This is a genomic window from Eremococcus coleocola DSM 15696 (assembly GCF_000428865.1).
GTDB lineage: Bacteria > Bacillota > Bacilli > Lactobacillales > Aerococcaceae > Eremococcus > Eremococcus coleocola.
The window spans coordinates 87,572-100,568 of the sequence record NZ_AUAT01000005.1 but is presented as its reverse complement, the minus strand read 5'-3'; the positions used below and the strand labels follow the sequence as shown (position 1 = coordinate 100,568).

Genomic DNA, 12,997 nt, shown 5'->3' with positions numbered 1-12,997 from the left:
TAAGCTATATTTAGCCATACAAAGACCCCCTAAAGTTGGATTTTTTGGTCCAACTTTAGGGGGTCAGTACAAACCACTGTGAGAATCTTTTTAGTTAAGCTATTTTTTATAAATTTTCTAAGATAAGTTGACTCACATCTGCTAGATTATCCTGAATCAGAGAATGGCCGGCTTGGTCAAAGCTAATTAACTGGGCTTGGTCACCGAAAAATTTCTTATTTAAGAGAGCTTGGTCATACGGAATAATCTTATCTAACTTACCGTGTAAGATATAAATAGGGTGGTCAACACCGCTGATATGGCCACTACCTGGAGCAATAGCGGTCGCCTCTTGGGTCATATTATAGTGAACCAAAGCGTAATCCAAATCAACTAAGTTTACCTGTTGCATGGTAGCCTCTAAATGGCGGGCATAGGTTTCCGGATCAGGCTGCTTATTTTGATAAATAGTCCGGGTCCAAATTTTTTCTAATAGGGGAAAATTCTTCGTCTGGTTAATATCTAAATAGGACTGGACTTGATACTGGTCTTGAGCAATTTCTTCTTTGCTTAGTAAGGGCTGACCAAAAATAGGGCGCTTATCTTCACCTTTTTGATACATTGGATAACCTTGTATCCCAACCGTTCCTAATAGATAGATTTGTTTCACTTGATTTGGAAGCAGGTAAACTAATTCTAAGGCAACTAAGCCTCCCGCTGACCAGGCAGCAATATCAAACTTTTCTAAGGACAAGGCCGCAACAATCTTAGCCAAATCTTGGGCAAATTCTTCAATCGAATCATGCTCATAAACATAGTCTGAATGACCAAAGCCAGGTAGGTCTGGCGCATAAACATTAGCATGGCCTTCCAAGCTTTCAATCAAAGCTTCCATATGAACGGAAGAAGACATATTCCCATGGATTAATAAGACTTGAGGGCGGCCGGCTTGAATATCACCCTGCCGGTAGGAAATTTTACCTAAGGATTCTACGACGATTTCTTTTTCTTGATACACTTTCATATGTCATCTCCTTTTTATTCATCATTTTAGCTAAAGAATAGCACATTCCTATTTGTTGGTAAACAAAAAAAGAAAACGCTTTATTTGTGAATAAATAGATAGGTTTGACCTAATTCTTGAAAAGCTTTGCATATAAAAAGAGTCTGGCGAAAGCGCCAGACTCTCGTCCTACACTGATAAAGTAAGACTTAATAAATATTAAAGTATTTTTCCAATTCCCATTGGGTCACTTGTTTATTATAGGAATCAAATTCTAAACTCTTTTCATCAATAAAGTTTTCAGAAATATGACTACCTAGCGCCTCTAGGATAACCGGTTCTTGGCTCAAATTATCCAAAGCTTCACCTAAGGTCCGCGGTAAATCAAAAATACCTTGTTCAAACCGTTCTTGGCGACTCATGGAATAAATATTCCGCATGATCGGTTCACCGGGTTCTATCTTTTCTTCGATTCCTTTTAAGCCAGCCGCTAATAGAACGCTTAGGGCTAAATAAGGGTTAGCAGAAGGGTCAATAGAACGTACTTCTACCCGGGTTGATAGGCCTCGTGCCACTGGAATCCGAACTAAAGGTGAACGATTCTTCTCAGACCAAGCAATATAGACTGGGGCTTCGAAGCCATCCACTAAACGTTTATAAGAGTTAACTAGGGGGTTACATACTGCCGTATAAGCAGAGGCATATTTTAATAGGCCGCCAATAAAATAATAGGCTTCTTTAGATAATTGACGGTCATCTTCTGGATCAAAGAAGACATTTTCCTTGCCTTTAAATAAAGATAAATTAAAGTGCATCCCTGAGCCAGCAATGCCGTAAACTGGTTTAGGCATGAAGGTGGCATAAAGATTATTTCTTTTAGCAACTGACTTAACCACTAATTTAAAGGTTTGGATAAAGTCACAAGCAGAAATTGCATCCGCATATTTCCAATCAATCTCATGTTGACCTGGTCCCACTTCATGGTGACTAGCTTCAATATCAAATCCCATATCTTCTAATTCGATCACCATTTCCCGGCGAACATTTTCTTGAATATCCATAGGGGCTAAGTCAAAGTAACCACCATGGTCCCCTAATTCTTTACTTGGACGACCTTGATCATCGCGTTTAAATAAGTAAAATTCTGGTTCTGGTCCTAAATTAAAAGTTGTAAAGCCATAGTCAGCAAGCTTAGCCAAAATCCGTTTTAAATTAGAACGAGGGTCCCCCGCAAAAGGTTGGCGGTCAGGTGTTTCCACATCACAGATTAAACGGGCCACACGACCGTCAGGGTCTTCATCATGTTTGGTCATAATTAACCAAGTATCAAGATCTGGAACTAGGTACATATCACTTTCTTCAATCCGAACAAACCCTTCGATGGAGGACCCATCAAAAGCCATATCATTATTTAATGCTTTACCTAACTGGGCGACGGGGATTTCTACATTTTTGATAATCCCTAAAATATCCGTAAACATTAAGCGGATATAACTTACATTTTTCTCTGCTGCATCCTCTAGAATTGTCTCTTTGGTCCATTTTTGCTTAGCCATGTACTTCCTCCTATTTATAACGACTTTCCATCCCTAATTCATCCCGTAAAATACGGCGCACATCCTGGTCAGTTAAACCAGGTTTTGCCTGACTGTCTTGATCTTTCTTTTGTCTAAAATGAGTTTGAACCCCTTTAAGAGTCATCCCCGATTCAATTAAATCAGCAATTTCTAACAATAAATCAATATCATTTAAAGAATACATTCGTCGATTAGAAGCCGAACGCCTAGGAACCACTAATTGATATTCTTCATAATATCGAATTTGTCTAGCGGTTAAATCCGTTAATTCCATCACGGTACCAATTGGAAAAACTGGCCGCGACCGCTTCAATTCAATTGCTCGCATGGGCTCCCTCCTTTAAATTTAGTCTTAGTGTAAAATTTTTCAAGGGGAGATGCAAGGATAATTTAACGTTTCATGTTAGAAAATGTAACATGGTATTTCACTTTGATTAAATTGAACATTTTTACAACCTTAAATAAACTTTTTTGCTATAATAAATAGACTATCATAGTTAGGTTTGATAGAAATACACGATGAAGGGGTTCCCCTCAATGAAAACGCGTCAAGGCTATACTAAATTGATCCCCATAGGGAGTCTTTTACTTATTATTATAACGACTGCTTTATTAATTAGTCTTAAGACCATGACCAAGGACCAGGAAGAAAAAATTGCTTGGGATAAAAATAGTGAAGCTTCCATTAGTCTTTCATCAAGTATTAATGAAAGCCAAGCAGAAGATGAATCAGAAAATCCAGTTCAATTATTCCGCCAAGCATCGAATAAAATACCAACTGATCCTAGTAATACAGATTTAATGACCATTCAAGCTAGCATTCATGATACAATTAATCGTTTTTATAATAATAATTTTCTAACAGCACAAGATGATATTTTGAAAGTTATCCAACAAAATAAATTAGATGTCGCTCGAACAGGTATTTATTTTATGCCAAATCATCCTGCCCAAGTCACTCAGACTGATAATATCCAACAGTTGGATGTCCCTCTTTTATTGCAGAATGATCCCCGTTGGGCCGAACTACACTATGGTTCAGATGCGCCCGGTCAACTATATAAAAATGGCTGTGCCATCGTTTCCTTAGCCATGATTCAAGCAACTTATGATAATGCCCAAATCGAACCTCAAGACATTCTCGATTGGAGTCAAGATAAATATTATTTACAAAACCAAGGAACATCTTGGGATATCTTCTACGATTTTGCCCAAGAATTTGGTTATCAGTTTGAAAACTTTGGTAACGATTTTGACCAGGCTATGGCAGCCTCTCAAGCGGGTAAACTAATTGTCATTTCAGTTAAACCAGGTACCTTTACCGAAATTGGCCATATTTTAATTGTTCGAGCTTATGATCCAAACCAAGGTTTAGTCTATGTAAATGATCCCAATGATGATCCATCTAAAATGCATTCTTTACAAGGATTTGACCAAACCATTATTCAAGAAGATGCCGTAAATTACTGGGCAATTTATAAATAGGGGTTGTTTGACTTGAACGAAAATTCTCATACAAAAAATAGAACTAGCCTAGCATCGCGTGGAGCCTTGCTAGGCATTTTGGTATACCTAATCTTAGCCCTAGCTAAACTATTAAGTGGTTACTTCTTTCATTCAGCCACCCTCCATGCTGATGGTTTAAACAATCTTTCGGATATTATTTCCTCGCTCACTGTCCTCTTAGGCTTACGGCTAGCTAAGCGACCAGCTGACCAAGATCACTTTTTCGGTCATGATAAGTATGAAGCCTTGTCCAGTTTTGTTGTATCACTAATCATGTTTAGTTTAGGCTTTAATGTCATTCGCCAAGGTCTCATGACTCTTTACAATCAAAGCTTTAGTCAACCAGACCAACGCAGTTTTTGGATTGGTCTTAGCTCAACCATCATCCTTTACCTAACTTATAACTATCTTAGGTCCTTAGCCCAAAAAACTAAATCAATGGGCCTCAGTGCTACTTCAAGAGATATGCGAAATGATATACTTATTTCCGCCGCTTCCTTATTAAGTCCCTTATCTATCTACCTTAAACTACCCGCTTTAGACACCCTCATTTCGATTATAATCGGAGCAATTATTATGACCTCAGCCTACCATGTTTTTGCTGAATCTACCTTTGTTCTTTCCGATGCTTTTGATAAAGACCAACTGATTCACTATAAAGAAAAGGTTTTAATGCATCCTAAAGTTCTGGATGTGCCCAAAATTCGTGCACGAATGAATGGCCAGCATACCTATGTGGATATTGTGATTAATATTGATGGTAATTTGTCTGTCTATGAATCCCATAAAATAACTGAAGAAGTTGAAGCAATCTTACTGTATAATTACGGTGTTTTTGATATTGATGTCCATGTTGAACCGTATCAGAAAGTTTAAATATGATCTTTATTGAATCATTTTATCAACAAGGAAAAACTTCTCATTTTATTTTACAAACTTCCTAAGCCATCCTAATACCATAAAAAGAGGGACTGAATTTTTATTCAGTCCCATTATTATTTTTAAATTTTATTTAACTAAGCCAGCTTCATAGAAAGCTTTCTTATCTTCATCAGGCACCATTGAACCACCTGTGGCCCATGCAATGTGGGTAATTTGATCTTGTTTATCCATTAATCCTTTAGCAGATAGATAGGCTTGACCTGCTTGAGTTTTAAATAACTTGGCAGGTCCTGACAGTCCAGCCACAGCTGCAGGTTCAAGGGCAATTTTCTCAACATCAACTAAACGCGTAAGCGTTTGGCTAGCTTCATCTTCTAAAACAGTATAGCCCCCATCAAAAAAGTTTTCCATTAGTGGAGCTACTAATTGTGATGTTCTTGGAACAGCTAATCCATCCATAACCGTTTTACCATCAATCCCGAAATCAAAAACAGATACATTGGCATATTCACCCGTAATTAGACCTAATAATAAGGATGGTACATGACTTGGTTCAGCAAAGAAACAATGAACATTATCACCAAAGGTATGTTTTAAACCGAAAGTAATCCCACCAGGAGATCCTCCCACACCACATGGAAGGTAGACAAATAATGGATGGTCCGCATCTACTTTAATTCCTTCTTGATCCAGTTGTTTTTTCAAACGACTGGCAGCGGTAGTATATCCTAGGAATAAATATTTAGAGTTCTCATCATCGACAAAATAGGATTGAGGATCGGCTTCAGCCGCTATCCGTCCTTGATTAACAGCTTCAGTGAAATTAGTATTATGTTCAATAACAGTTACACCATGAGAACGAAGGTAATCTTTTTTCCATTGTTTGGCATCATTTGACATGTGAATAATGGCATCAAAACCAAATTTTGCAGCCATTACTCCAGTTGAAATACCTAAGTTTCCGGTTGTCCCAACAATCACCTTAAATTGAGAGAAATACTCTCTAAATTTAGGTTCTGAAAAGACTCGGTAATTAACTTCCGTACTTTCTAGTAAGCCTGATTCAAGAGCTAAAGTTTCGGCATGGCATAAGACTTCATAAATAGCACCCCGAGCTTTGATTGTTCCAGCAATAGGTAGTAAATCATCACGTTTTAAATAAAGTTGACCTGCAATATTTACTTGATACCGGTCTTCAAGTTCCTTTTGAAAAGCTTCTAAGTGGGTAATAGGTGATTCAATAAGTCCATCTAGAGCTTCTGTATCCGCAAACTCTTGTTTTATAAAAGGTGCAAAACGTTGAAGTCGTTCCTCAGCATCAATCACATCGGCCCTATTAAATTGAACTGTATCTTTAGCTTCTTCAAAGCCCTTTTTCTTATCATTAATCCAAAAAACAACCTCACCATTTACTAGTGTATCAATAATAGGACTTTCTTTAACCCATTCTTCTAAAGTCTTACCAGCTATTTTTTCTGTCACTGAATTAGCCTCCTCTATGCATAGTTATTACATTAAGAAAAGTTTATCACATATTTTTTTAAAAGAAATCCTTTTTTAACGATTTATATTAAGACTTAATTGAATTGTTATCAAATTCAAATCTTATTCATTAAACATTTCGCTTTAGTCTCGTTTTTCTTCAAACTCTTATCTTTATATCGCTTCTGTTCTAAAGGATAAACTAGAGAATTTATTATATTCTTTTTTGAAAAGCAAAATAGCCGTATCACGGGCACCCGCCCGGTTTTTGGCAATAATGACTTCGACAGTATTATCTGGTAATTCGTCAACTGGACCACTATCTTCATCATCTTCATCTTGGTGATAATCATCCCGATATAAGAAAGCTACAATATCAGCATCTTGTTCAATGGATCCTGATTCACGAATATCCGATAACATGGGGCGTTTATTTTGTCGGTGTTCGACACCACGGGATAATTGCGATAGGGCAATAACTGGGACAGATAACTCTTTGGCCAAACGCTTTAATTGTCTTGAAATTTCGGATACTTCTTGTTGGCGGTTTTCGCGACCATTTCCCTCAATTAATTGTAAGTAGTCAATAATAATTAAGCCTAGTTCAGGTTGTTCTTGTTTTAAACGGCGGCACTTTGCCCTAATTTCCGATACTTTAATTCCGGCAGAATCATCAATATAAATCGGAGACTGACCTAGAATTCCTGTTGCTACAAAGAGACTATTCCATTCATCATCAGTAAGGTTACCCGTACGTAAGTTAGTAGCATTAATATTTCCCTCAGCACAAATCATACGATTGACTAAATCTAAGGCGCTCATTTCGAGTGAGAAAATGACAACCGGTTTCTTACTTTTTGTGGCAACATTCTGAGCTATATTTAAAGCAAAGGCTGATTTACCTACGGCTGGACGGGCCGCTACAATGACTAGTTGATCCGGTTGAAAACCATGAATAATATTATCTAATTCAGGATAACCAGTCGAAAGACCTGGTAATTCACCCCCATTTTCAGACATTTCTTCAACTTTAGCAATGGCTTCTTTAACTAAGTTTTTGACTTCTTGGGGTCGGTTTGACTGTGAGCCTTCACCAATATTCAGGATTAATTGTTCACTAAAATCTACAATGTCCTGAACATCATCACTATCTTCCATTGCTTTTTGACTGATGCTTCGGCTAGCAGTAATTAATTGTCTTAAAATATATTTTTCTCTAACGATGCGGGCATAATGCTCCACATTCACGGTAGATGGGGTATAGGATACTAACTCCATCAAATAGCTACGACCACCCACAGCTTCAAGTTGATCATAGGCTTCTAACTGTTCCGCTAAAACTAGGGTATCAAGTACCTGACTATCATCATAAACCTTTAACATAGCATTATATATTTGTTGATGCTTAGTTTTGTAAAAAGAGTCCACATCAATTAAGGTCATTACATTCGCTAGTTTAACTGGGTCTAGTAATAAAGCCCCTAGGACTGATTTTTCTGCTTCCTCACTAAAGGGAATCTGTTGTTCATTTAACATTTCCAAGGAAGTCTCACCTCTTTCTAGGATAGTATCATTATACGCAAGGGGGCTTGTTATTTCAATTTAAGATTAAACGATAAAATGCTAAGACTTAAGTCATAAAGTCATAAAAATACCCAGATTCTGATTTAATGATCATAATCTGGGTTGATAATTAATTAAGCCTCAACAACATGTACTTTAATTCGAGCATGGACTTCAGGTTTTAATTTTACTTCAACATTAAAGTGACCTAAAGACGCTAAATTCTCAGACAGTTGAATCTTACGTTTATCAACGTTAATCCCATATTGTTTTTCTAATTCTTCAGCAATTTGTTTAGAAGGAATGGTTCCAAATAAACGACCATCATCACCAGTCTTAGCAGGGATGGTAACGACTGTTGCTTCAGCTTCAATTTGCTTTTTGATTTTTTTTGCTTCTTCTACTTCTTCAGCTTCTTGGCGAGCCAAAGCTTTTTCTTTAGATTTTAGGGCATTTAAGGCACCCGAATCAGCTATCCTAGCTAAGTTATTCTTAACTAAATAATTGCGGCCATAACCTTCTGATACTTCAATCACTTGGCCTTTTTTTCCTTGTTTCTTGACATCTTTTAATAAAATTACTTTCATTCTGATTCCTCCCGATCAAATTCAATCGATTCAATTAACATCTGATAGACTTCATCCATCGTTTTATCATATATTTGTGTTGCAGCATTTGATAGGTGACCGCCACCACCTAGTCGTTCCATGATTGTCTGTACATTAATGGTACCTAAACTTCGGGCCGAGATACCAATGACTGATTGATCCTCTTCCAAAGATTGGCGTTTATAAATAACAAAAGAAGCTTCCACGCCTTTAATTGTCAACATTTGGTCTGCTGATTGTGAAGCAATCACATTATCAATCACTTGATTTTCCGGTCCCTTAGAAATGGCATAATCGCTGTCATAAATCTCTAAATTATCCACTAACTTATTCCGATTAATGACAGCATCTAAATCTTCTTTTAAAATACGGTTAATTTTCGCAATATCTGCCCCTCTGGATTTTAAGAAAGAGGCTGCATCAAAGGTCCTTGACCCAGTCCGAGCTGAGAAATTATTGGTATCAACTACAATTCCAGATAAGAGGGCTGTCGCTTCAAAGGCATTAAGGTTATGACTGGTATTCCGCATATTCATATAGAACTCAGTAATTAACTCAGCAGTCGATGAAGCATAAATTTCAATATAAGATAATTCTGTATTTTTAGGGAATTCTTCGCCTCGACGATGATGATCAATAATAATGAGTGCATGATTTTCTAAGAAGTCTTCTGCTTCTGAAAGTGAAGGACGATGATGGTCTACCATAATAATCAGAGTAGATGGAGTAATCCAATCTTTCGTTTGTTCATGACTAATTAAAACATTCTCAAGTTGATATTCTTCATTAGGTAAGCTTAAGAGTTGTTCTATATCACTATTAATTTCCATAGGATTAATAATTATCCGCGCCTCTTTATTGAGATGACGGGCTAATTTATAAATTCCAAAAGCTGACCCGATTGAGTCTGTATCCGGTCGCTTATGACCACTTACCAAGACCCGGTCTGCTTTAGAAATAGCATTTCGAAGGGCTTGAAAAACTAATTTAGAACGGATATTAGAACGTTTTTCACTAGGGTTAGTCTTACCACCATAGAAACGAGCCCGTCCATCTTGGCTGCGGACGACGATTTGATCGCCACCACGGCCTAAGGCTAAGTCTAAGTTATTTTGGGCTTGTTCTGCTAAGCCATTAATATCATAAATTTCATTTTCTGAGTAAGCGATCCCCAAAGAAATAGAAATAGGAATATTCTTAGCATAGTTCCGTTTTCTTAATTCCTCAAAGAATTTAAACTTATTCTCCTCTAAACTATCTAAAGTCCGCATATTCATAATCACGATAAATTTCTCTTCATCGAGACGTTTATAATATATACCGTGTAACTTAGTCCAACGGGTAATTTCTGATAACAAGTCTGAATCAAACTTAGCTACTTGACGGTCATCCATTGCTTCTAGAACTTCATTATAATCATCAATAAATAAATAACCAAATACAACTTGGTCAAATTTACGATTTTCCTTTATCTGAATTTCCTCAGTAATATCGACTAAATATAAGGTATGGTTAATTTCACGATGTAAGACTTTAAAGTAGCTATCCATAAACTTAACCTGGTGCCACTGGTCATCATCTTTAACAGCCAACACTTTTTTAAAATCAGAATTTAGAGATATTAGATATTCACCTAATAAATCTTGACCCATAAAAAGATGTTGAAAGGTAGGATTAATCCATTTTATTCTTTGTTGATCATCATAAATAGTAATTGCTATGGGAGCCCGGAACATGGCATCTTCTTGTACGGTTTGGGCAGATTTTGAAATATTATTCGCTAGAACATTAATATTATCCGCTACATCTTGAAAATTAAAAATTATGAAAATAATTACAATGACTAACAAGAAAAGTAGCATTAACCCAAATTGCCATTTAATATAAAAGGCGGATAGCATGATTAATAAATAGAGAATCACAATAGAATATATTTGCCAGGATATTTCTAAGGAATGAAAAAACTTGAAAAAGCTCTTAATTTTTTGCATTCACATTCTCCTCATATTACTTAATGTTATAGCTTATTTTACCACAATCTAGCATTGATAGCTAATCACGGTTATGTTTCACGTGAAACATGTTTTAGTTATTTCCATACAAAAAAAGTCTGGAACAATTAATGTTCCAGACTTTTCAATAATTAAATTAGTCTTTAACAGCAAATGGTAATAAGCCCATAATTCTTGCACGTTTAATTGCAATTGTTAAAGCGCGTTGGTGCTTAGCACATGTACCTGTTACACGACGTGGTAAAATTTTACCTTTATCAGAGATAAAGCGTTGTAATAATTCTACGTCCTTATAATCAGGGTGATCAATATGGTTAGCACAGAAGTAACATACTTTTCTTCTACGTCTTCCTCCACGGCGTTGTGGCATAAGTTTGACCTCCTTTTAATAGTTAGAATGGTAAGTCATCTTCGGAAATGTCGATTGGTTTACCATCTTGAGCAAATGGGGATTCATCAAAATTAGAAAAATTCTGATTAAATGAAGGCCCATTGTTATTTTGATTTGTTTGATGGAACCCTTGGTTATTATTAGCATAGCTATTATAGTTATTATCATTATTTGCTTGATAATTACTATTTGCTGAATTGTTATTATTTTCTCGTGGACGCTGTTCTGTCACTTGACGTGGTTCTAATAAATGGAAATTATTTACAACTACTTCGGTGATATAAACACGTTCACCTTGTTGGTTATCATAAGACCGGGTTTGAATCCGACCTTCAACTCCAACCTGTGATCCCTTACGAGTAAAATTAGCAAAGTTTTCAGCGGCTTTACGCCAAATAACACAGCGGATAAAATCTGCTTCACGTTCACCTTGTTGATTGGTAAATGAACGATTCACTGCTAAGGTAAAAGTACCTACGGCAGTACCGGATGATGTGAAACGTAAGTCAACTTCTCGCGTCAAGCGGCCAATTAATTGTACTGTGTTCAATTAAATTATCCTCCCTCACTGTTTCACGTGAAACATTTTTAAAATTAGTCTTCTACTTTAGTAATCATGTGACGTAAGATGTCACGATTGATTAAAGAAAGACGGTCGAATTCATCGATGCCTTTAGAATCTGTCGCTTTTAAGTGAATTAAATGATAGATTCCTTCTTTATAATCATTGATTTCATATGCAAAACGACGTTTAGCCCAGTCTTTAGATTCGATAATTTCACTACCATTGTCTGTTAAGATTGAGTCGAAACGTTCTACTAATTCTTTCTTAGCATCATCTGCTAAGTCAGGACGAATGATATATAAAATTTCGTATTCAACTGATTGATCCATTTTGCTACACCTCCTTATGGTCTATTGGCCCTAACATAGGGCAAGGAGAGTATTTATTATTAAATACTCACATCTATAAATTATATGACTAAATCATTGGAAAAGCAAGGATTTCTTATCTTGATTTACCTTATTTTTAAATTTTTATAAAAGAATCTTTCAAACCATTTGAAATATAGACTTGGTTATGACGGTCAACCACCACTCCTTCAATCGCTTTAGTTTGATTGATTAAATCAATAGCGGCTTGACGATTCAAATTAAATAAGATGGTGGTCCATGCCTCACAAGCTAAGGATTGGTCAGCGATAACTGTCACTGAAGCCAGGTCATTTTCAATCGGGTAACCCGTTTTAGAATCAAAAATATGGTGGAACTGACGGCCGTTTGTTTCTAACTGTCGCTCATATATTCCTGAGGTTACCACTGATTGATTGACTACTTTAACAAAACCTAAATGCTTATTACGTTCAGCTTGAGGATTCTGAATCCCAACTTTCCAATATGGTTCTAATTGTCGGTCTGGTTTTCCTAAGGTCAAAACATTGCCACCTAAGTTTATTATACCTATATCAATCCCAGCTGCTAGAAGATAACTTTTAGCCTGATCTGCAAAATACCCTTTGGCTAAAGCACCCAGATCAATTTCCATGCCTGCCTGACTTAAATAGACTGTTCTTTGGGCAGGATCTAATTCAATAAAATGTGGGTCAATAAGTGTTAAAGCATGAGTAACTTCATCCGCTTGGGGTTGATGAGCATCTTTAAAGCCAATCCGCCAGAGCTTAATTAAGGGACCAATCGCTATATTTAAAGCTAAATCTGAAGCAATACTTTTTTCTTTACCATAAACAATTAAATCAAATAGATCTTGGTCCACCTTGACTGGATTTTGACCCGCCGCTAAGTTAACTGCCATGAGGTCTGATTGATTATTATTAGCAGAAAACCTTCTTTCAAAATCCGCCATCATCGCCTGAACATCTGTTAATAAAGTCTTGGCTTGGTTTGGATCTGAACTTCCAATCATCACGGATATAATTGTCCCCATCATACGGTATTGATTACTATATAAATCCATATTAAACTCCTTTTAAAAA

Annotated in this window: 13 protein-coding genes; 2 read left to right on the top strand and 11 right to left on the bottom strand. The window is 36.5% G+C overall.

Features of this window, described 5'->3' with window-relative positions:
• Positions 1–106 precede the first annotated feature (106 nt).
• The 3 genes from phaZ to G396_RS0101945 all read right to left on the bottom strand — a co-directional run bounded on the left by phaZ (position 107) and on the right by G396_RS0101945 (position 2,887).
• Positions 107–1,003, bottom strand: coding sequence for an intracellular short-chain-length polyhydroxyalkanoate depolymerase (gene phaZ, locus G396_RS0101955; protein WP_028124877.1), 897 nt, complete (start codon positions 1,001–1,003; stop codon positions 107–109).
• A 188-nt stretch (positions 1,004–1,191) separates the two neighbouring features.
• The gene (gene glnA / locus G396_RS0101950) at positions 1,192–2,538 is read right to left on the bottom strand and encodes a type I glutamate--ammonia ligase (protein ID WP_028124876.1); all 1,347 of its coding nucleotides are present in this window, start codon (positions 2,536–2,538) and stop codon (positions 1,192–1,194) included.
• 10 nt (positions 2,539–2,548) lie between these two features.
• Positions 2,549–2,887, bottom strand: coding sequence for a MerR family transcriptional regulator (locus tag G396_RS0101945; RefSeq protein WP_006417656.1), 339 nt, complete (start codon positions 2,885–2,887; stop codon positions 2,549–2,551).
• A 209-nt stretch (positions 2,888–3,096) separates the two neighbouring features.
• Here G396_RS0101945 and G396_RS10845 point away from each other — a divergent pair, with 209 nt between their 5' ends.
• The gene (locus G396_RS10845; protein ID WP_051221056.1) at positions 3,097–4,044 is read left to right on the top strand and encodes a C39 family peptidase; all 948 of its coding nucleotides are present in this window, start codon (positions 3,097–3,099) and stop codon (positions 4,042–4,044) included.
• Between the two features lie 12 nt (positions 4,045–4,056).
• On the top strand, positions 4,057–4,941 hold the full coding sequence (locus tag G396_RS0101935; RefSeq protein ID WP_028124875.1) for a cation diffusion facilitator family transporter: 885 nt from the start codon (positions 4,057–4,059) through the stop codon (positions 4,939–4,941).
• Positions 4,942–5,073: 132 nt separating this feature from the next.
• Here G396_RS0101935 and dsdA read toward each other — a convergent pair whose 3' ends face one another.
• The 8 genes from dsdA to G396_RS0101895 form a co-directional block, all read right to left on the bottom strand.
• Positions 5,074–6,429, bottom strand: coding sequence for a D-serine ammonia-lyase (gene dsdA / locus G396_RS0101930; RefSeq protein WP_028124874.1), 1,356 nt, complete (start codon positions 6,427–6,429; stop codon positions 5,074–5,076).
• Between the two features lie 174 nt (positions 6,430–6,603).
• Entirely contained in the window at positions 6,604–7,965 is a 1,362-nt protein-coding gene (gene dnaB, locus G396_RS0101925) for a replicative DNA helicase (protein WP_028124873.1), read from the bottom strand.
• 161 nt (positions 7,966–8,126) lie between these two features.
• Positions 8,127–8,579, bottom strand: coding sequence for a 50S ribosomal protein L9 (gene rplI, locus G396_RS0101920; protein ID WP_006417653.1), 453 nt, complete (start codon positions 8,577–8,579; stop codon positions 8,127–8,129).
• Positions 8,576–10,591, bottom strand: coding sequence for a DHH family phosphoesterase (locus G396_RS0101915; RefSeq protein WP_028124872.1), 2,016 nt, complete (start codon positions 10,589–10,591; stop codon positions 8,576–8,578). The genes rplI and G396_RS0101915 overlap by 4 nt, the downstream gene beginning before the upstream one ends.
• A gap of 157 nt (positions 10,592–10,748) precedes the next feature.
• On the bottom strand, positions 10,749–10,982 hold the full coding sequence (rpsR, locus tag G396_RS0101910; RefSeq protein ID WP_006417659.1) for a 30S ribosomal protein S18: 234 nt from the start codon (positions 10,980–10,982) through the stop codon (positions 10,749–10,751).
• Positions 10,983–11,004: 22 nt separating this feature from the next.
• Entirely contained in the window at positions 11,005–11,553 is a 549-nt protein-coding gene (gene ssb, locus G396_RS0101905) for a single-stranded DNA-binding protein (protein WP_006417655.1), read from the bottom strand.
• A 44-nt stretch (positions 11,554–11,597) separates the two neighbouring features.
• On the bottom strand, positions 11,598–11,897 hold the full coding sequence (gene rpsF, locus G396_RS0101900) for a 30S ribosomal protein S6 (protein ID WP_006417646.1): 300 nt from the start codon (positions 11,895–11,897) through the stop codon (positions 11,598–11,600).
• A 136-nt stretch (positions 11,898–12,033) separates the two neighbouring features.
• Positions 12,034–12,978 carry an FAD:protein FMN transferase gene (locus G396_RS0101895; RefSeq protein ID WP_028124871.1) on the bottom strand — a complete coding sequence of 315 codons (945 nt, stop codon included), beginning with the start codon at positions 12,976–12,978 and terminating at the stop codon, positions 12,034–12,036.
• Positions 12,979–12,997: the final 19 nt, after the last annotated feature.